This is a genomic window from Nocardia sp. (assembly GCF_025465275.1).
In the GTDB taxonomy this organism is placed as follows: Bacteria; Actinomycetota; Actinomycetes; order Mycobacteriales; family Mycobacteriaceae; genus Nocardia.
The window spans coordinates 1-19984 of the sequence record NZ_JAODNK010000010.1 but is presented as its reverse complement, the minus strand read 5'-3'; the positions used below and the strand labels follow the sequence as shown (position 1 = coordinate 19984).

The 19984-nt window shown below is 67.0% G+C and carries 19 protein-coding genes; 10 read left to right on the top strand and 9 right to left on the bottom strand.

Annotated elements, in window-relative coordinates; all coding sequences use genetic code 11:
- Window positions 1–171 precede the first annotated feature (171 nt).
- Window positions 172–1332, top strand: coding sequence for a hypothetical protein (locus JWN03_RS02930; protein WP_297609271.1), 1161 nt, complete (start codon window positions 172–174; stop codon window positions 1330–1332).
- Window positions 1333–1530: 198 nt separating this feature from the next.
- Here JWN03_RS02930 and JWN03_RS02925 read toward each other — a convergent pair whose 3' ends face one another.
- Window positions 1531–2481, bottom strand: a complete 951-nt coding sequence (locus JWN03_RS02925; protein ID WP_297609269.1) for a hypothetical protein — start codon at window positions 2479–2481, stop codon at window positions 1531–1533.
- Between the two features lie 218 nt (window positions 2482–2699).
- Between JWN03_RS02925 and JWN03_RS02920 the strand changes: the two genes are divergently transcribed.
- Window positions 2700–3923 carry an MFS transporter gene (locus JWN03_RS02920; RefSeq protein ID WP_297609267.1) on the top strand — a complete coding sequence of 408 codons (1224 nt, stop codon included), beginning with the start codon at window positions 2700–2702 and terminating at the stop codon, window positions 3921–3923.
- On the top strand, window positions 3920–4459 hold the full coding sequence (locus JWN03_RS02915) for a GNAT family N-acetyltransferase (RefSeq protein WP_297609265.1): 540 nt from the start codon (window positions 3920–3922) through the stop codon (window positions 4457–4459). The genes JWN03_RS02920 and JWN03_RS02915 overlap by 4 nt, the downstream gene beginning before the upstream one ends.
- Before the next feature lie 12 nt (window positions 4460–4471).
- Here JWN03_RS02915 and JWN03_RS02910 read toward each other — a convergent pair whose 3' ends face one another.
- Window positions 4472–4963: an SRPBCC family protein gene (locus JWN03_RS02910; protein ID WP_297609263.1), complete on the bottom strand. Its 492-nt coding sequence runs from the start codon at window positions 4961–4963 to the stop codon at window positions 4472–4474.
- Window positions 4964–4965: 2 nt separating this feature from the next.
- On the bottom strand, window positions 4966–5751 hold the full coding sequence (locus JWN03_RS02905; protein WP_297609261.1) for an SDR family NAD(P)-dependent oxidoreductase: 786 nt from the start codon (window positions 5749–5751) through the stop codon (window positions 4966–4968).
- A gap of 78 nt (window positions 5752–5829) precedes the next feature.
- On the opposite strand from JWN03_RS02905, the gene JWN03_RS02900 reads away from it, so the two are divergent.
- The gene (locus JWN03_RS02900) at window positions 5830–6411 is read left to right on the top strand and encodes a TetR/AcrR family transcriptional regulator (protein WP_297609259.1); all 582 of its coding nucleotides are present in this window, start codon (window positions 5830–5832) and stop codon (window positions 6409–6411) included.
- A 191-nt stretch (window positions 6412–6602) separates the two neighbouring features.
- On the opposite strand, the gene JWN03_RS02895 is transcribed toward JWN03_RS02900, so the two are convergent.
- Entirely contained in the window at window positions 6603–7250 is a 648-nt protein-coding gene (locus tag JWN03_RS02895; RefSeq protein ID WP_297609258.1) for a TetR/AcrR family transcriptional regulator, read from the bottom strand.
- 128 nt (window positions 7251–7378) lie between these two features.
- On the opposite strand from JWN03_RS02895, the gene JWN03_RS02890 reads away from it, so the two are divergent.
- Window positions 7379–8329 (top strand): oxygenase MpaB family protein, encoded by a 951-nt coding sequence (locus JWN03_RS02890; protein WP_297609256.1) that lies wholly within the window; start codon window positions 7379–7381, stop codon window positions 8327–8329.
- 185 nt (window positions 8330–8514) lie between these two features.
- Here JWN03_RS02890 and JWN03_RS02885 read toward each other — a convergent pair whose 3' ends face one another.
- Together JWN03_RS02885 and zapE are read right to left on the bottom strand one after the other, a co-directional pair.
- Window positions 8515–9342 (bottom strand): tyrosine-protein phosphatase, encoded by an 828-nt coding sequence (locus JWN03_RS02885; RefSeq protein ID WP_297609254.1) that lies wholly within the window; start codon window positions 9340–9342, stop codon window positions 8515–8517.
- Window positions 9343–9417: 75 nt separating this feature from the next.
- Window positions 9418–10443, bottom strand: coding sequence for a cell division protein ZapE (gene zapE / locus JWN03_RS02880; RefSeq protein WP_297609253.1), 1026 nt, complete (start codon window positions 10441–10443; stop codon window positions 9418–9420).
- 35 nt (window positions 10444–10478) lie between these two features.
- Between zapE and JWN03_RS02875 the strand changes: the two genes are divergently transcribed.
- From JWN03_RS02875 to msrB, 4 genes are all read left to right on the top strand, one after another.
- Window positions 10479–11249, top strand: coding sequence for a pyrimidine reductase family protein (locus JWN03_RS02875; RefSeq protein ID WP_297609407.1), 771 nt, complete (start codon window positions 10479–10481; stop codon window positions 11247–11249).
- Window positions 11250–11285: 36 nt separating this feature from the next.
- Complete coding sequence (locus tag JWN03_RS02870; RefSeq protein ID WP_297609251.1) at window positions 11286–12848, top strand: alpha/beta fold hydrolase; 1563 nt, start codon at window positions 11286–11288, stop codon at window positions 12846–12848.
- Between the two features lie 112 nt (window positions 12849–12960).
- A complete protein-coding gene (locus JWN03_RS02865; RefSeq protein ID WP_297609248.1) occupies window positions 12961–14259 on the top strand; it encodes a glycosyltransferase family 87 protein in 1299 nt (432 codons plus the stop codon).
- Window positions 14260–14297: 38 nt separating this feature from the next.
- A complete protein-coding gene (gene msrB / locus JWN03_RS02860; protein ID WP_297609245.1) occupies window positions 14298–14741 on the top strand; it encodes a peptide-methionine (R)-S-oxide reductase MsrB in 444 nt (147 codons plus the stop codon).
- A 102-nt stretch (window positions 14742–14843) separates the two neighbouring features.
- On the opposite strand, the gene hemQ is transcribed toward msrB, so the two are convergent.
- Window positions 14844–15539: a hydrogen peroxide-dependent heme synthase gene (gene hemQ / locus JWN03_RS02855; protein WP_297609242.1), complete on the bottom strand. Its 696-nt coding sequence runs from the start codon at window positions 15537–15539 to the stop codon at window positions 14844–14846.
- 62 nt (window positions 15540–15601) lie between these two features.
- Complete coding sequence (locus tag JWN03_RS02850) at window positions 15602–16252, bottom strand: TetR/AcrR family transcriptional regulator C-terminal domain-containing protein (RefSeq protein WP_297609239.1); 651 nt, start codon at window positions 16250–16252, stop codon at window positions 15602–15604.
- Between the two features lie 73 nt (window positions 16253–16325).
- On the opposite strand from JWN03_RS02850, the gene JWN03_RS02845 reads away from it, so the two are divergent.
- Complete coding sequence (locus JWN03_RS02845; protein WP_297609236.1) at window positions 16326–17267, top strand: threonine/serine dehydratase; 942 nt, start codon at window positions 16326–16328, stop codon at window positions 17265–17267.
- Between the two features lie 497 nt (window positions 17268–17764).
- Here JWN03_RS02845 and JWN03_RS02840 read toward each other — a convergent pair whose 3' ends face one another.
- The gene (locus tag JWN03_RS02840; RefSeq protein ID WP_297609233.1) at window positions 17765–19111 is read right to left on the bottom strand and encodes a protoporphyrinogen oxidase; all 1347 of its coding nucleotides are present in this window, start codon (window positions 19109–19111) and stop codon (window positions 17765–17767) included.
- Window positions 19112–19984: the final 873 nt, after the last annotated feature.

Sequence of the window (19984 nt, the reverse complement as noted above, 5' to 3'; positions counted from 1 at the left end):
TCGGGCCGTGGGCGACTCGGACGATCCCAGCTTCCGTGCGGCCGCTGCCAAGTCGCGCACAACACGCTGTCAGGACCCCTCGTGCCGCTGCCGACGGCTGGCGCCTCCCCCGCTCTGTCGGCTCGCACCGCTAGGCTCGTCGAACAGACTGGCGAAACGGCAGGGGCCACTGTGACGAGTAGTGAGCGGACGAGCGAGCGCGAAGCGATCTCCTTCGGGTTGGAGGATATCGACGAGGTGCTGGCCGCGATGGCCGGTGAGCAGGCCGTCGATCGGCCGCGCGAAGGTGAGCTCATTACCTGCCGGCTCGGGCTGGACGGGGAGCCGCCGGAGACGCTCACGCTGCTCGGCGCGCGGTTCGGGGTATCGCGGGATCGGGCGCGGCAGCTGTACACCCGGGCGGTCGGGAATATGGTGCGGCAGGCGCAGAACACGGGGGTGCATGATCTCGGTGTGTTCACCGAGCGGTATCCGGTCGGCTGGAGCGATGAGCGGCTCGTCCGCACGCTGCTCGCCGAAACCTATGCCACCGACAGCGATATCGCCGCACAGGACCGCGCGTATCTGAAACTGCGGCTCGCGGGGCACGAGCTGCAGGAATCGAAACGGCTGGCGGGCTTCGTGTTCCAGCGCATTGCGGGCTGGCAGCAGAAGGGACGGTGGCATCTGCTGCCGCCGCAGCAAGCGGACGAGGTGCCCGCGGGTGTCTGGAATCCCTGGCTGCATCGGGTCGAATGGGGCGACGGGACGCCCGATGCGCTGCCCGCAACACCGGCCCGGACGCTCGACCTCGGCGATGACGGGCGCGGGTTCATGTACTCCGAAAAACTCGGCCGGGAAACAACTTTCGATACCGGGTTGCAGGCGCGGCTGTTCCGGCTGCTCGACGGGAGCGAACGGGTCGAGACCTTTCAGGAGTACCCGGTCGAAATCGGCTACGAGATCGACGGGAGCGAACGACTGCACTACCCCACCGCTGCCGTCCGCTTCACCGATGGCCGGGTTGTACTCATCGACGTGATACCACTGGGCCACACCGCCTTTCACGTCAACCGGGTGAAATCGACCGCTGGACGCGCCTATGCCCATGCGCACGGCTGGGGATGGCTGGTGTGGACCGGGACCGACTGGGGCGTCACGGACCTCGCACAGCACGATGTGGCGGCACGGCACGAGAACATGCTGCGGAACCGGCTGGCCAAGGGGCCGGTCGACTGGACGGAGCTACGCCGGTATCGCGACGAGACCGGCATACAGCTGCTGGACCTCGCCGCCATGGTGCTGCGGCACCAATGGCGTTGGGACCGTGGGCCGTTCCGGCTCAGCCGCTAGCACGCGCTGCGGGCCACTCGCCGCCAACGCCGACCTGCCGGACCTGGACTGGACCTGGACCGACTCTCGTCATCCCGGTGCGCTTTCGGCCGGGGTCCACTGTGGATCCCGGCCAAAGACATGCCGGATGACGGGCGAGTGTGTGCCCGAATAACGGGGCAGCGCATGCCGGGATGACGGGTTTTGGGCTGCGAGGGGTTATTTGATCAGGATGCCTGCACCGATGAAGGCGACGATGATCAGTACGGCGAACCAGGAGATGAGTTGCCAGTGGGCCAGTGCGGTTTTCTGGGCTGCCACGGTGATTCGGAGGGTGGCGTCGACTCGGGCGTGATCGGCGAGGCGGCGGCGGACCTGGGCCAGGTCGTCGGCCTGCTGCTGGGCTGATACTTCGGCGCGCTCCAGGCGGCCGGTCAGTCTCAGCATCTGCTTGGTCTTGTCGCGGGTGGCCTTGCGGGCCAGGGCAAGTGCGGTGCGCTGGTTCATGAGTTCCTGGCGCTGCCGTGCGATGACCGTGGCCTGTGTGCGCGTGTGCCGTTCCCAATCCGTCACCATCGCCCAACCTCCCGTGTGCTCGTCGCGGAAGCCGTACGCGAGCTCCTGCGCGACCCATCCTGTGATGAACTCCCGCAATTCACAGGCGGTTTGGCTGGGTGACACCACCCCACCGGGGCCCGCGGCCAGCAGGCCGCCCAGCGCACGATAGTCGCAGGAGGCGGGGGCGAAGTCGTCGAGGCCCAGCGCGGGCAGCTGCGACGTCCAGAATCCGGGCGGTGTGATCCATAGCACTTCGCTGCAGCCACCGGTGCGCAGTGCCACGGTGAGCTGCTTCGCGCGAGCCAAATCCGGTGGTGCACTGGATACCTCGATAGCGCATACACGATCGTCCATGCGCCACAGCAGATCTGGGGTCAGCGTTCCGATCGGAGCATCGACCTGCACATCCTCCACGCCGGCGGCCAGCAGCCGGGCGCGTAGCCAGAACTTCAGCCGCTGTTCGTCCCAGCGGCAGTCCGGGCAGCCGGGTTCCCGGCAGCGGTCCGCCGGCCGGTGCCCGCGCGAATCCGTCACCGCCGATTTCTGATTCGGTTCCGGATCGGCGAGAGCCACCGATTGCCCGCGCGGAACTGCCACTCGCCTCGTGCTCACACGATCACCGCCCCAGCCACTTCTCCATGGACCGCTCCCGATGTACCCGGAAACCACCGGCCCACGCCGTACCTCCAGAGTGCCGCAGTGCACAGCCCCCTCGGCAGCAAAGCGGCAAGATTCGTTATCCAACCGCGAGCGGTACGTGATGAAGTGCCGCGTGGATTGTTACCGGTGCCCGGGATGCCGGACTGCTTTGCCGCCGCTACTCTTTCGGGATGCTCCCCCCGCAGACCACGAACCCGCTGCTCCGCGCGGCGCGTGCCGCGAATTCGGTGGCCTTCGCGCTGCAGGGATTCTTCCTGGCCGTCGTGCTGACCGAACTGCCGCAGCAGCGTGACAAGTTCGGCCTGACCGATACCTTGATCGTGGCGGCAGTGGCGCTTCTCTCACTGCTCGCGGGCGTCGGCAGCATTACCGCCGAGAAGATCGCGCTGCACTTCTCCAGTCGCACTGCACTGCGCATCGGTCTGCTGCTCATCGCGGCGGCCGGTGTCGGAGTCGCGTTCTCTCCGAACAAGATCGTGCTGTTCGTGACGCTGGGCGTGTACGGCCTCGCGGTCGGCATCGTCGACGCGGGCACCAATATGCAGGCGGTATTCATTCAACACGGCTATGGCCGGTTCGTACTGTCCTCGTTCTATGCGGCGTGGAGCGCCGGGTCGATCACCGGCGCGCTGTTCGTCGCGGCCTTCGAGGGTCTGCACGTATCCCTGCGCATCTCGATCCTGACGGCTGTGCTGGTGGTGCTGGCCGGAGCGCTGCTCGCGGGACCGCGACTGCTCGGCACCCAGCAGGCCGAGGCCGGACCCGAGGAGCCCGAGCCCACCGCAGCGGTGCCCCTGCGCATCTTCCTGGCCTTCGGCGTCATCGTGGCGCTCGCCTTCGCCATCGACTTCGCGGTCGGCAACTGGTCGGCGCTGTACCTCACCGATGTGCTGCTGTCTTCGTCCGCGACGGCCGCCTTGGCGCTCGCCGCCTATCAGGGTGCGTCGCTGGTCGGCCGCCTCACCGGCGATCTGTGGGTGCGGCGCTTCGGACCGCGCGCGGTGGTGCGCGGTGCGGCCGTCGTCGGTTCGATCGGCTTGCTCGTCGTGGTCACCGCACCCGTCCCGATTGCCGCCATTGCCGGATTCCTGGTCGCCGGTATCGGCCTGCCGCTGATCGTGCCGCTCTGCTTCAGCGAGGCCGGACAGCTCACCAGCGGACGCGGCCTGGATGCCCTTATCGCCCGGCTCAACCTCTTCAATTACGGCGGCACCATCGTCGGCGGCGTGGTGGTCGGCGTGATCGCGGACGCCTCGAATCTGCGCGCCGGATTCGTGGTGCCGCTGATCTTCGCGGTCGTGCTGATCGGCTGTGCGCGGGCCTTCCACACCCGCACGGGAGCGGCAGAGGTCACAGCGCAACCGGTGGCCGGTCATGTTTCACTGGACGGGTGAGCAACTTCCCAGTCACTGTCGAGCGGGCGGCACCCGCCGACGCCGCAGAGCTAGGTGAAGTCGCGGCCGTCACGTTCCCGCTGGCCTGTCCGCCGGAGTCGACACCCGCCGATATCGCCGCTTTCATCGACGACGTGCTGTCCTCCGCGCGCTTCGGCGATTACCTCGCCGACCCGGATCGCGTAGTGCTCAAAGCGGTCGCTGACACACAGATCGTCGGCTACTCGCTGCTACATGCCGCCGACCCCGCCAATCCTGATGTCGCCGCGCTGATCGACCTGCGCCCGGTCACCGAGATCAGCAAGATGTACGTGCTGCCCGGACACCACGGCAATGGAGTCTCCGGGGCGCTCATGGGTTCCGCCCTCGATCAGGTTCGCGACGCCGGCCGCGCGGGCGTGTGGCTGGGCGTGAATCAGCAGAATGCGCGGGCCCAGCGCTTCTACCGCAAACACGGGTTCGAGATCGCGGGCACCAAGACCTTCACCGTCGGTTCCCAGCTGCACCAGGATTACGTCATGCAGCGGAAGTTCTGAGCCGCTGCACGGTCAGGCGGGGTGCGCGCTCGCATAGCGGGCGAGGCCGGCGGCGAAGGATTCGAACATCGGCTTGAAAACTGTTCGCACCAGCCGGGATTCGATGGGGCGCAGGGCTACGGCCGGATCCAGGTGGACCTGCCAGATCAGCTTGCAATGATCGGCGTCCACCGGCTCGAAGGTGATGTCCTCGATCATCCTGTGCGCCAGGGGAATCGACATGGCATCGGTAGAGAATGCGAACCTGACACCGGGCTCCCACGCCAGGAAGCGCTCCCGGACCGTGATCCAGCGCAGGTGGATGTCGCGCACCGTGGCGGCATCGTGCGGAGCTGCGCCGTACCAGGTGGTGGCCCGGTAGCGGTCCGCCCACTCCCGCTGGCCCTCACCGGCGGCGAGGACTGCGAAGGTGCGCTCCGCCGACGCCGAGACCACACGTTCGCTGTGCAGATGGTGGCGCATTGCCGGGATATCGTCGAAATAGCTGGGCTGTAGGGCATACATGATTACTTGGCCCCCACCAGTTTTCGAGTCACCCGAATCGTCGCCCGGCGCGGGAGCAGGAGCGGCAGCCGGGACGACCAGCGGTTCGCGCAGCCGGACACCACGCTCGGCGGCTGCCTGCGCTGATCCAGTGCGCGCATGGCCGTCGCGACGACCTGCGCCGGGGTCTGGCGCTTGCCGACGCTCGCGGCTTCGCCTGCCACATCGAAGAATTCGGTATCGGTCGCGCCCGGGCAGAGTGCCAGCGCGTCGACTCCGGTGCCCTCCAGTTCACCCCACAGCGCCTCGGTGAACGAGAGGACGAACGCCTTCGTCGCACCGTAGACGGCCATGAACGGGATGGGCTGGAATGCCGCGGTGGAGGCGATGTTCACGACGGCTCCGCGGCCGCGCGACACCATCCCCGGCAGCAATGCTCGCGTAAGTGCCACTACCGCAGCCACATTGACGGCGACTTCGTCGTTCATCCGGGCCGCATCCTGGTCGGAGAACCCACCGTGGGTGGCGAATCCGGCGTTGTTGACCAGCACGTCGATCGGGGTGCCGGACGCGGCGAGGGTCTGCGCGAGCCGATCCACTTCCGAACGTAGCGACAGGTCGGCGCTCACCACTCGCACCTGGACGCCGTATTCGCCCTCGATGCGGGTGGCGAGTTCACGCAGCCGATCCTCGCGCCTGGCGACGAGCACCAGATTGCACTGCCGCTGGGCTAGTGCGGCGGCGAACTCGGCCCCGATGCCGCTGCTCGCGCCGGTGACTACCGCGGTCGAACCGTTCCATTGATCCATGATCTTCTCCTGAAGGTGAACGGGTGTTCAGTGAGTTAAACTTAACACCTGTTCAGCGATCGCTGTCAAGGAGGTTCGATGAGTACTGCGCGACCACGACGGGTACGCGGCGAAGGCGAGCAGTTGCGCGGAGAGCTGGTCACGGCCGCTATCGACCTGCTGCTGGAGCCGCAGGCGCTGCCCGCGCCGTCGCTGCGGGCCATTGCCCGCGCCAGTGGAGTCGCGCCCAGCGCGGTGTACATGCACTTCCCCTCACAAGAAGCGCTGATGTACGCCGTCACCGAGGAGCTGTTCGGGCGGCTGCGCACGGCACTCGACGCCGGCGAAGCAGGCGAGGGCACACCTGCGGCACGGCTGCGCTCGCTGATCGGCGCGTACCTCCAGTGGTCCCGCGACTACCCGGGCGCGTACCAGCTGCTCTTCGAACGGCCCGATCCCGCAATCGATTCCGGCACGGGACCGGGCCTGGATCTCCTCGATCGCTTCGCCGACCTACTCCAGGTCGCGGGCGCCGGCGCCGACCGCACACTCTCACTGCGGATCTGGAGCGTCTTGCACGGCATCGCCTCGCTCCGAATCCACAAACCCACCGCCCCTTGGACATCCACGCCCGAGGACGAAGCGTGGGCGATCATTCAGACGATCGGCGAACTGCCCTGAATAACCGCACCCCGGCTACGTTGCGCGGTGAAGGTTCTGCGCCGCAACCATTTCCAGGCGTCGACCCCGGAACTGCGCCCGCATCCTGCGGTCGTGAATGACCAGGACGACCGCACCCGCATATCCGGTCAAGGCCGGCTCCAGATCCTCCACCAGTGCCGGAGACCCGAGCCGGAGCGACCGTCAAACGACTATTCGCGCCCACCACTCAGTAGCTGCACGATGGCGCGGACGAAACCTTCGACCCGCCGCTTGGGATACTCGTCCGGCTCGCCGACCGCGAGCCCGCCCAGCATCTCGGCCACGGTGAGCAGCGAATTGGTGAGCAGGCCGGAATCGACTGTGGCCCAGCGCGGATCGAGCGCGGCGCCCATGCGCACCAGCGCCTCCGCCTGTTCGAAAATGCCGGTGCGTGAGCTGCGCAGCGCCGCACGGTATTCCGCGGGCGCACTGCCGGGGCTCGCCAGGATCAAGCGCCAGCGTGTCGGATTGGCCAGCACCACACCGACAAACGCCTCGACCGCGGACGAGGCCGCCACCACCGGGTCGGCGCCCAGCAGATCCGTCGGCAGCGTGGTCACAACCTGCTCCAGCGCCAATTCGCGCTCACGCTCGAGCAGTGCCTCGACCAGATCGGCGCGGGTCTTGAACACGGTGTACAGCACCGGTTTTCCCACGCCCGCCGCCTGCGCGACCGCCTCCATGCTGAGTTCGTGCAGCTCCACCCGGGTCAGGACGGTGAAGGCGGCGTCGAGTAGCTGCGCCCGGCGCTGCTCCGGTGGCAGGCGCGGGGCATACCGACGCCTCGGCCGTTCGGTCGCCGTACCCGATTCCGTCACTGCTGTCACACCTCCGCCGACTCGCCTTCCGGAGGAAATCCTACGCGACCGTTGTATTCCACGCGACCAATTGCTACGGTGGCGTTGTATTCGCCGCTGAGGCGGGCAGCGCACAAGGGAGTGAACCGATGGGCTTCGATCCGACCACCCTTCGCAGGGACGACTACGGGTTCTTCGGGCCCGGCTCCCCGAGCTGGAAGATCTGGACCGCACCGACCGCGGTCATCGGGTTCCAGCGCGCGGTAGTCCTCGAGCACTTCGACCCGTTCCTGACCGCGGCGGTGGCCGATACCCGCCGCATCTACACCAACCCGCGGGAGCGGCTCGACCACACTTTCGCGTACTTCCTGCTCGTCGCGATCGGCGACGGTCGCACGGCTATTCAGGCGTCCGAGCACCTCATGCAGATCCACGCCCCGCTGACCGGGATCGAACCGATCACCGGACAGCGGTACGCCGCCAACAGCCCGGAAACCCAGCTGTGGATCCACATCACCGGCTGGCACTCGGTACTCAAGGCCTACGAGGTGTACGGGCCCGGACCGCTCAGCCCCGAGGACGAGCTGCGCTACTGGGAAGAGTGCGCGATCGCGGCGGAACTGCAGACCTGCAAGTCCGAGGATGTGCCGCGCACCCGCGACGAGGTCCGCGCCTACTTCGAGCGCGTGAAGCCGCGCCTGTGCAGCTCGGTCCGCGCCGAGGAGGGCATGCACCAGCTGCTGCGTACTTCACCGCGCAATGGGGCGGGGATCATCTACGCACTCGGCAGCATCGTGCTATCGCTCACGACCTCCGCGCTCACCCCGATGTGGATGCGAAAGCTGGGACGCTACAACGTGCCTCGCATCTCCGACCCGCTGGTGAAGTTGCCCGCGAAGATCATTGTGTGGCTGTTCACGCTGTTCGGGTCGTTCGGGTTGCTCACGGCCGCGCCGTTCATCGCGCCGATGGCTGGGCAGATTCTGAAGCAGCATCTCTCGGGTGAGCAGCCGACGGCGCTGGAGACGATTACGCCGGCTCGGGCTCGGGAACTGTATAGCTTGCGGGGCAAGCGAACTCAGGTTGCCGAAGCCAGCTGAGGTCGCCTGCTGCCTGTGCTGATCCCAGCCAAAAGCATGCCGGGATGACAGGGTTGGCTTACGCCTGAAGTTGACAGGGTTGGCTTACGCCTGAAGTCGTGCCGAAGCGAGGAGTACGCGAAAGGCCAGGACGGAAAGTGGTTTCCGGCCTGGTCTTTTCGTTTGTCAGATGGTGAAAGCTGGTGTCAGGACAGCAGTTTCGCCTTCAGGGCCGAGACATCGGCATCGGTGAGCTTCAGGCCCTCGTGCACGTAGTTGTCGAAGCTGCCGTAGCTCTGGTTGACCTGGTCGAATGCCGCGGCCAGCGCCGAGGCGGTGACGCCGTTCAGCATGTCGCCGTCCTTGGCGCCGCGGTAGTAGTTCGACAGCAGATAGTCGTACTGCACGGTGTCGTGGTCGACGCCCAGAATCGTCAGCAGCACAGCCGAAGTCCAGCCGGTGCGGTCCTTGCCGGCGCTGCAGTGGAACAGCACGGCACCGTCGTTGTAGGCGATATCGCGCAGCACGTCGGAGAAGCCCTGGCTCGCGCCCGGCGCGGTGATGAACGCGCGGTACAGGTCCGTGCCCGCCATCAGCGTGGACGCCATGACCTGCGGCGGGGCCTGGCCGATGATGTCGTTGTGGTACTCGGTGGCGCCGGCCGGAACCTTGTCCACGCCCATGAACTGCTGCTCGTAGCTGGTGCGCAGATCGTGCACCGCCTTCACATCGCGGCTCGTCAGGTCGGCCAGGTCCGCATCGGTGGACTTGCTCAGATCACCGGTGCGGTACACCAGGCCGGTGCGCACGGTGTGGCCGTCGGCGGTCTTGTAGCCGCCGGCGTCCCGGGCATTCACCACGCCCTGCAGGTTCAGCGAGCGGTCCGCGATGTTCAGGACCACATTGCCGGTGGCCGCGGGCGGTTGCACCGCGGCGGGCGCGGGCTGGTCGGCCAGCGCCATGGCAGGCAGCGAGCCGAAGGACAGCGCGGAGGCCAGCACCAGCGAAGCGCCGAGCAGACGAGGTCGGATCATACGAACTTCCCTTTCTCGAGCACCCGGCACACGCGGCCAGGCAGGCATCCCGCAGCGGACAACGGGACGAACGGATTACGAAGCGGCCGCCGGGGTTTCGAACCGGGACAGCGCCAGCAGGCGCGAAATGGCACGCAGATACTTTTTGCGGTATCCACCATCGAGCATTTCCTGCGAGAAAATCTGGTCCAACTTGGCTCCGGATACGGTGACGGGAGTCCCCGCGTCGTAGAGCCGGTCGGCCAAGACCACAATACGCAAAGCGACCGCTTGGTCGGTCACGGTGTGCACGTCGGAGATGAACACCGCCGACACGCCCTGAATGAGCGCGTTGTACTTGGACGGGTGCAGCGTGCTCAGATGCTTCAGCAGCGCATCGAAATCGTCGAGCGTGGAACCCGGTGTGGCAGCGGCCTTCTCGGACAGATGCTCGGGCGCGGTCGGCTCCGGGGCGGGCGGCAGATCGCGGTGCCGGTAGTCGGGTCCGTCGACGCGAATGGGCTCGAACAGCGAACCCAGCTTCTTGATCTCGCGCATGAAGTCCGAGGCGGCGAAACGGCCCTCACCCAGCTGGCCGGGCAAGGTATTCGACGTTGCGACGATCGACACACCACGCGCGGTCAGCTCCGCGAGCAGACGTGAGACCAGCATGGTGTCGCCGGGATCATCGAGCTCGAATTCGTCGATGCACAGCACGCTATTGGCCGCGAGCCGGTCGACGGCATTGTTGAAGCCCAGCGCTCCGACCAGATTGGTCACCTCACCGAACGTGCCGAAGGATTTCGGCCCCGGCACACTGTGATAGATCGAGGCCAGCAGGTGGGTCTTACCCACGCCGAAGCCACCGTCCAGATACAGGCCGATGCCGGACACCGGCTTCTTCTTGCCGAACAGGGGCTTCTTCGAGGCAGCCTGATGCAGCTTGGTGACCTTGACGGCGAAATCCTCCGCCGCGCGCACGGCAGCCGCCTGCGACGGCTCCTTCGGATCCGGGATGTAGCTGGCGAAGCTCACCTCGTCGAAGGTCGGCGGGGGAACCATCTGCGCCACGAGCTGGTCTGCCGGAACCTCCGGATGGCGATCGACAAGGCGTTGTTGCACGGCGACAGCGTAGTTACGTGGTGGAATCGGTTCTCATGCAGCGTATGCCCAATGCGATCCAGCTCACAGAACTCAACCACGACGACCTGCTGGCGCTGTACGCGTACCCGGCCGGGCCTTCGGCGCCGTGGATTCGGGTCAACTTCGTCACCAGCATCGACGGGGCGGTCACCATCGACGGCCGGTCCGGAGGTCTGGGCACGCCCGCCGACAAGAAGATCTTCCAGATCCTGCGGGATCTGGCCGATGTGGTGGTCGTCGGCGCGGGCACCGCGCGGGCGGAGAAATACGGCGCGGCACATACGGATTCGCAGCTGCGCATGCGGCTGCACCATCACGGATTCGGCGGCGACCCGACCGGCGCGGCGCCGCGCATCGCGGTGGTGACCGCCTCCGCCGACCTCGATCCGACCAGCCGGCTGTTCACCGACACCGGTGCGCGGCCGATCATTTTCACCACCGCCGCCGCACCCGCCGATCGGAAGAAGGCGATCACCGATGCGGGTGGCGAAGTGATCGAAGCCGGCGACACCAGCGTCACCGCCGAGGGGCTACGCAACGCCCTGGAAGAACTCGAGATGAGACGGGTCCTGTGTGAGGGCGGGCCCGCGCTGTTCGGTGATCTCATCGTCGCCCAGGCCGTCGACGAACTGTGCCTCACACTGTCTCCGATGCTGGTCGCGGGGACGGAACGGCGAATCGCCGTGTCCCCCAATGCCATGCCCACGCCCATGACTTGCCGCCATCTGCTCTTCGACGAGGACGGCACCATCCTGACGCGCTGGGTGCGCCATCACACCCTGTAGCTGAAACCGGACGCCGGACCTGGCAGGCTGTACCGCATGCGCTGGACTCGGGCCGCTCTGCTGGCGTCCACACTTTCGATCCTGGTGACCACCGGCTGTGGCGCCGGGCCCTCCGACCGGCCCGCCGTCGCCGTGGAACGCCCCCATCAAGCGGGGGTCGCGGTCACCGCCGCGCCCGGACCCGCCGCCCCGCCCGCACCCGAACTGCCCAAGACCGATCTGGCGTGGCACGACTGCACCGCGCCGACCTTCAGCCTGCTGTCACTGGGCGCACCGCCGCAGGGACTGATTCTCGAATGCGCGGAATTCAGCACGGAGGTCGATGCCGGGGGTGGGGTCGGCGGCAATTTCCGCACCGCGGCCATGCGCGCCCGCTATGACCGGACCCCGAAAGATGCCGTGCCGCTGGTGCTGACATCGGGCTACGACCGCGCCTCCACCGCCACGCTGGCGGGGCTCGCGGCCAGTCCGGCCGGAGTGCTGCTGGCGACGCGGCCCATCGTGGCCATCGATCGGCGCGGTATCGGCAGCTCGCAGCCGGTCAGCTGCCTGACCGACGACATTCGCCGCACGCTCACCGATCAGGCCCAATTCACGCACGGCACAACCGATCCCGTCGACGCGGTGGCCAAGGCCAGCCAGGACGCCACCATCGCGTGCCTGGACTTCCTGTCCCCCGCGCAGGGGACCTTCGATGCCGCGCACGCCGCCGATGACATCGACCAGTTGCGCAAGACCTGGCAGGTCGATCACATCGCGCTGATGGGCACCGGCAGCGGTGCGACCGTCGCGCTCAGCTATGCGCACAAGTACGGCGATCACCTCGGCCGGATGGTGCTCGATTCGCCGCAGGCGGTGGGTCTGGACGCCATCGGGCGCAGCGAGCAGCAGGTGCGCGGGGCCGAGGCCGCACTGACCGGATTCTCGCAACGCTGTGCGGCACTGAACTGTTCACTGGGCAGCGACCCGCACGCCGCCATCCTCACACTGGTCAATCGGGCCGGTAACGGCGAATTCGGGGATCTGTCGGCAGCGGCGCTGGTCACTACGCTCAACGGCTACCTCAGCGATCCGCGCACGCTGCAGAACCCGCAACTCACCGAATTCGCCGATGCGCTTTCGGCTCTCGGGCGCGGTGACCGCGGGCCGATTACGCCGATCGTGCTGCGCCAAGCCGCGGCCGTCGCCAATGACGGCGAATTCGTCAACCGCTGCAGCGACAATCAGCAACCCACCACCCCGGTCCGTGCCAAAGAGCTCGTGAGCCAGTGGGCGGGCAAGTACACGGTGTTCGGCCGGGTCGCCGCCATCGATCTGATGGCCTGTTCGGCCTGGCCGAGCGCCACCGCGGTCGCCATGCCGGACAAGTTCGATCGACCCGTGCTGGTGGTCGGCGGCGACGCCGACCCGGTCGCCGGAGTCGACAGCCGGCCCACCGTCACGGGCGCGCTCGGCGCGGCCGGGGCGCGCACCTCCACCGTGGAATGGCAGGGCTGGGGGCACCCGGCCTTCGCGCACTCCGGATGTGTCCAGCAGGCTGTCACCGACTACCTGAAAGATGCGACACTGCCCGAGGACGGCACCGCCTGCCCGGCCTAGCTGGTTCTACTCGGCCGCCGCTCCGGAACGACACGACCCGCCAGCATTTGACGGAACCTGTCGCGGCGGGTCCGCGCAACGGTGACCGGGGTATTCGGTGTACCGTGCCCGAGTGTTCCTTCGCCAGCTCGAGCCCCGCACCGCTCGCACCACCGCCGAGGTCCTGAACTTCGCTCTGTGGCCGTTAGCGGTCCTGACTGTGCTGAACCGGGTCTTCATCAAGGCCGTCAATGTGACGATCACCGACGACTTCAAGCCCGTGTACAACGCATCGCTGGCGTTCCTGAACCACAAGGCGATCTACGGCGCGAACTTCGCCTCGACCGACCCGCACTACCTGTACCCGCCGAGCGGGACGCTGATGATCGCGCCGCTGGCGATCATCGACCCGGAGAAGTCCCGCTGGTGCTTCATCCTGCTCAATGCCGCCGCGATTATCGTTGCCTGGTATCTGCTGCTGAAGCTGTTCAACTTCACCGTGAGCTCGGTCGCCGCACCGGCGCTGCTGCTGGCCATGTTCATGTCGGAGACGGTGGTCAACACACTGGTCTTCACCAATATCGACGGCTGCCTGCTGATGGCGATGGTCGCGTTCTTCCACCTGCTGCTGAAGCGGCGGGATCTGTGGGCCGGTGTCGCTCTGGGATTGGCGATTTCGGTGAAGGGCCCACTGGTCGCCCCGCTGCTGCTGATCCCGCTGGCGCGCGGGCAGTGGAAGGTGCTGATTACCGCGCTGGGCACTCCGGTCGTGCTGAACCTGCTCGCCTGGCCACTGATCGTGGACTACAGCCAGTTCTGGAGCCACACGCTGCCGTACCTGACGGAGTCGCGGGACTACTTCAACAGCGCGATCGTCGGCAATGCCGGGTACTACGGCGTTGCGGACTGGCTGACCTGGATCATCCGGATCGTCCTCGGCGTCGCGGTGCTGATCACGCTGTGGCTGCTGTACCGGTACTACCGCGACGACGAGGTCTTCTTCATCTGCACCACCTCCGGCATTCTGTTCGGCGGCACCATGCTGCTCGGGTCGCTGGGCCAGATGTACTACTCGATGTTCCTGATCCCGATGCTCATGACTGTGGTGCAACGCAATTCGGTGATGCGGAACTGGCCGGCCTGGGTGGCGGTATTCGGATTCATGTCCTACGACAAGTGGCTGTCGGACCGCTGGCAGAGCGTCGGGCGGATGCTCGACTACCTGCGCGTCACCTTCGGGTGGGGACTGCTGCTCATCGTGGCGTTCTGCGTGCTCGGCGACCGCTACCTGGCCGCGCGGCGTGAGGGACGGTTGCAGGTCGGCAAGACGCTCGACCCCGCGTGGATGCATCCTGAGACCGCCCCGACCGACCAGGCCAGCGTGCACAACGGGCACGCCCGGCACGCTGTTCCCGAGACGGTCACAACCTGACCCGGACATCCTCGCGAGCAAGGTATTAGCGTGGAGCCATGAGTTCCGACGCTGATACCTCGCTACCGGCACCGCGCATTCAGCTCAGCCCTCAGGAATGGCGAGCCAAGCTGAGCCCGGACGAATACCGCGTCCTGCGGGAGGCCGGCACCGAACGTGCGTACACCGGGGAATACACCGATACCGAAACCGGCGGCATATACGAGTGCCGGGCCTGTGGCGCCGAATTGTTCCGCAGCGGTGAGAAGTTCCATTCGCACTGCGGGTGGCCGTCGTTCTTCGATCCGGCCGAGTCGGAGTCAGTCATCCTGCGGGCCGACGACTCGCTCGGCGCGCACCGGGTAGAAGTGCTGTGCGCCAACTGCCACAGCCATCTGGGCCACGTGTTCGAGGGCGAAGGTTACCCCACGCCCACGGACAAGCGGTACTGCATCAACTCGATCTCGCTGCGACTGCACCCCTCGGACGACGCAACAAGCTAGTCGCAGAAACACTATGGGGCATACACGGTTTCGTGCATGCCCCAACTTTTCCGGGCAGCGGCCCGGCTAACAGACGGTTACTTGCGGCGGCGTCGATACTTTCTACGGCAGAGCGGCGATGAGCTGCTCGACCTCGACGCGCGGGCCCGTGAAGAACGGGACCTCTTCGCGCACATGCAACCTCGCCTCGGTGGCGCGCAGATCACGCATGAGATCGACGATGCGGTGCAGCTCCGGAGCCTCGAAGGCCAGGATCCACTCGTAGTCGCCGAGCGCGAACGACGCCACGGTATTGGCGCGCACATCCGGGTAGCCGCGGGCGGCCTTGCCGTGATCGGCCAGCATCTTGCGACGCTCCTCGTCCGGGAGCAGATACCAGTCGTAGGAGCGCACGAACGGGTACACGCAGATGTAGTTGCCCGGCTCCTCGCCGGTCAGGAATGCCGGCAGATGGCTCTTGTTGAACTCCGCCGGGCGGTGCAGGGCCGCATTGCTCCACACCGGATTGGAGACCGAACCGAGCTCGGTGACGCGGCGGAAATCGGAGTAGGCGGCCTGCAGATCCTCGATCCGTTCGGCGTGCCACCAGATCATGAAATCGGCGTCGGCGCGCATACCGGCGACGTCGTACAGCCCGCGCACCACCACCCCGCGCTCTTCCAGCGAATCGAAGAAGGCCCGGGCCTCCTTGATGGCAGCCGCCCGATCCTCCCCCAGCACACCGGGCTCCACCTGGAACACCGAGAACATTAGGTAGCGGATGGTGTCGTTCAGGGACTTGTAGTCGAGTCGCGCCATGCCCCCATCGTGCCATTCGACCGCACCGGCGGCGGCAGCGGACCCGGCGGATTCGGACAGGCTCAGCGCGCGGTGGCGGCCCAGGAGTCGATGAGGCGGCGCAGGCCGTCGCGGAACGGATCCTCGGAGGTGACAGCATCAGCGACGGCGTTCATATGCGCTGAGAGCAGCGGATACTCGTCCGGATCCAGGGCGGCGAGGTGCGTACGGGTGCGCAGCTGAACGGCTTTCAGATCCGCGTGCTCCACCAGTGCGGCGCAACCGAGCGTGAACAGGTACATCTCCCGATACGCTCGGAGGGCATCGGTCACGTCGAGACCGAGCGAAAGATTGTCGGCCACTTGGGGTTCGGTCAGTCGAGCCAGCAGGCGGGGGCCGAGCAGGGGGCGCCTTTCGCGCAGCAGCACGAGCACCGGATGGGCGGCGATCAGGGCGTACCAGGAACAGAAACGCTGCTCGGTGGCCTGCGCCCAGGGCAGCGAGCCCGGGGCGATATCGGGCAGATCGGCGGCGAGATGATCCGCGAGCAGGTCGAGCAGGCCATTGAGATCGCCGCCGCCGCGCCGCACCACCGTGGTGTGCGAGACCTTCAGATACGACGCGATGGCACGGAAACTGAGCTGCGCGGCGCCGTGGGATTCGATGATCGCCAACCCGGCGCGGGCGATCGCCTCCGGGGTCGCCTGCTCGAGCGTCTTCGAGGTCCTTGGCATGAAACCAGCGTAAGTTACAGTGTAATTATCCGCTCCAGCGACCCGCCCGAAGCGATCCAGCGAAGGAAGTGCAGTGCATCCGACTTACGCCGACGTGAAGGCGGCCACCGACCGCATATCGGCACATGTGCGACCGATCGTGCTCACCCCGGACGAAGCGGGCCAGGGCGGCCGGCAGTGGCGACTGGCACTCGAACACCTGCAGCATTCCGGCAGCTTCAAGGCCCGCGGTGCGGTCAATTTCATGCTGGCGCACCGGGAACGGGGACTGCTGCCCCGGGTCGGGGTGACCATCGCCTCGGGCGGCAATGCGGGAGTCGCGTGCGCGTGGGCCGCGCACATGGTCGATTCCGCGGCCACGGTATTCCTGCCCGACTCCGCACCGCCGGTGAAAGTGGCGCGGCTGCGGGCGCTGGGCGCACAGGTCATGTCCGGTGGAGAGTCGTATGCCGATGCCGCTTCCGAATGCGAAAGGTACGCCGCGGCAACGGGAGCGCTGCGGTCACACGCTTACGACGACCCCTACATTGCGGCCGGAGCGGGGACGCTGCTGGAGGAGATCGTCGCGCAGGCCCCGGATACCGATACGGTCGTCGTCGCGGTGGGCGGCGGCGGGCTGCTGACAGGGGTCGCGACAGCTGCTGCGCACCACGGTATTCGAGTGGTCGCCGTCGAACCCGAGTACTGCCGGGCCTTCAATGCCGGTCTGGCAGCAGGACATCCGGTCGATGTGCCGATCGACTCCATCGCCGCCGACTCACTGGGCGCACGACGCACCAGCGAAATGGCGCTCGCGGCCGCAGCCGCCGGTGACGTGCGGTCGGTGCTGGTGACGGACGAGCAGATCATCGCGGCGCGCCAATTCCTGTGGGACGACCGCAGACTCGCGGTCGAGCATGCGGCGGGGACGGCGCTGGCCGCACTGCGGTCGGGGGCCTATGTGCCGGAGCCGGGCGAGCGGGTGACCGTGGTGATCTGCGGAGCGAACACCGATCCCTCCGATCTGGTCGGATAGCAACAGCGGGCAGCCAACTGCTCGATCAGCCCGATAGCAGTAGCGGCCCGGCACCTGCCCCGTCGGTAGCGATAGCTGCCCGGTCGATCCAGTAGCGGAAGCGGTCCGCGTACCCGTCCGGCGCGATCGGATAGCGGTAGCCGTCAGGCCCACTACCTGGTCAGTCCAGTAGTGGTAGCAGTCCAGCCGCCGGACCGGTAGCTGTAGCCCTCAGGCCCACCTACTCGGTCAGTCCAGTAGCGACAGCAGTCCGGCCACCGGTCCGGTAGCTGTCACGCCCACCTGCCCAGTCAGTCCAGTAGCGACAGCAGTCCGGCCACTGGACCGGTAGCTGTCACGCCCACCTGCCCAGTCAGTCCAGTAGCGACAGCAGTCCGGCCACCGGTCCGGTAGCTGTCAGGCCCACCTGCCCAGTCAGTCCATTAGCAGTAGCAGGTCCGGTCGGGTCGGGGTAGCCGTCGGGCCCATTTGCCTGGCCGGTCCAGCAGCGGTAGCTGTCAGGCCAACTGCTCGGCGATGCGGGTGGCGGCTGCCGTGCCGGAGGCTGCGCATGCTGGGACACCCACGCCGTTGAGATACGCGCCGGCCAGTGCGAGGCCATCGAGATCGGCTGTGGCAGCGCGGAGTTCGGCGATGCGGGCGGTATGGCCGGGCGCGTACTGCGGGAGGCCGCCTGGCCAGCGCTGCACGACCGCGCTCAGAGGACTGATGTCGGCACCCGTCACCGTGGTGAGATCCTCGACTGCGGCCTGGATCAGCTGCTCGTCTTGCCAGGACAGCATCGAATCGTCGCCGAAGCGGCCGAAGGATGCTCGGACCAGCGCTACCTCGCGGGCGGCCAGGTGCGGCCACTTGCGGCTGGACAGCGTGAAAGCCTTGGCACGCAACGCTTCACCGGTGGCGACGAGGATGCCGGAGTTGTCGGGGAGCGCGGTGTCCTGTGGGAGTGCGAGCGCCACCACCGCAGACGACGACAACTCGATTCCGGCGGCCAGCTCAGCGGCTTGCGGGGCTACCGCTCGCAGGAGTTCGGCGGTCACGGGAGCCGGGGTGGCCAGAACTACGGCATCGACCGCGCCGATCGGGTCGAGTTGCCAGCCTGCGGCGGTGCGCGTGAGTCGCGTTACGGGAGTATCGGTTTCGACCTTCACATCGGCTGCGGCGCGGAGGGCATCCAGCAGCACGCGGTAACCGTCGCGGATACCGCCGAACACGGGAGTGCTGGACGGCGGGGGGAGGGCGTCTTCGACCGCCTGCGAGAGGCTGCGCGCCCCGGCATCGAGTGCTGCGGCCAGGGTGGGGAGAGCGGCCCGGACGCCGATCCAGCCTGCGGTGCCGGCATAGACGCCGCCCAGTAGTGGATCGACGCTCCGGCGGACCACCTGTTCGCCGAACCTGTCCGCGACGAGTGCTCCGACGGAGATATCGCTGCCGCGCTCCCAGGTCAATGGCCGATTCGGTTCGGCGGCAATGCGGGCGACCGTCTCGGCGTCCACCAGGCCGGACATGCTGTCAGGGGACGCCGGGATGCCCATGAGGGTGTGCTCCGGCAAGGGGTGCGGGGCGCCCTCCGACCAAACCAGGGGTCGGCGACCAGCGGGGTGTACCAGCTGTTCTTCGATGCCCAATTCCCGCATGAGCTGCGGGATTTCAGGGCGGCGACCCACGAACGCCTCGGCTCCGAGGTCTACCGGATCGCCTTCGATGTCTGTGGTGCGGAGGATGCCGCCGAGGCGGTTGCTGCGGTCGACGAGGATCAGCTCCGGGGCTGGGCCCAGCGCCTTACGGAGCCGGTAGGCCGCTACCAGGCCGCTGATACCGCCACCGACTACTGCGATCCGCATTGATCACTCCTCGTTCGTGTGGGCTGTGCTGTTTGCAACCTACCTCTGCGGTTGGTGTGAGCTGTGTCCGGTGTTGCTCCCCCGGTGTCATGCAGAACAAGGAAGAAGTGCGGGAACCCCGAGTGCCGTACCCGACGTGGGTCTCTATTGCTGGAAAGCCAACGCCGGAGGTCAATCGAGACGACTCCAGGATGCTCAGTACGGCCATCTCGGGCCTTGCCGATACCCCTTTGCTGCCCGGCTGTGTCCCGGACGCAAGAAACCCAGGTGCACTGACTGTTTCGGCATCGAGTCCGTCCGATGCGGGGGACGGAACAGCGGGTGTCTCAGCGGCACAGTCGTTATCGGGTCTGTGCCGTGGATGCACCTGCTGTGGTCCGGGAGAAGGGTTGTGTGGTGCCCGCTTTGAGGGGATTCGATGCCGCGACAAGTCGGTGCACCTGGGTTTCTTGCGACTGAGGGGGGTATTGGGTTCCCGGGTGCGGGCAGAGCCCGAGATGGCCGTGCTGGGCACGTCAGGAGGGGTACCCGATTTACCTTCCGCAGTACCGGGGGATCCTGCGGTACCGGCCGCAGGACTGGCTGTGGTCCCGTTCTCGAGAACAAAACCCGAAAAGACAAGAACCACAAGACCAAGAACCCGAAGAACCAACCCGCACAACGACCTGTAGCACCGGCGGGGCTGGAGTCCGGCGGTGAAACAGGTCGGTGGAGAAGACCTACTGGCGGAAGCGTTTGAGTTCCCGTTCGTTGCGGGCTCGGATGCGTGCCAGGGCGGCGGCCTTCTGCTCGAGAGGGTGGTGAACATGGTTCACCTGCGGTATCCCGGTCGGGTTGATGTGTGGTGGCCCGATCCACCCGGTCCGCCCCGGG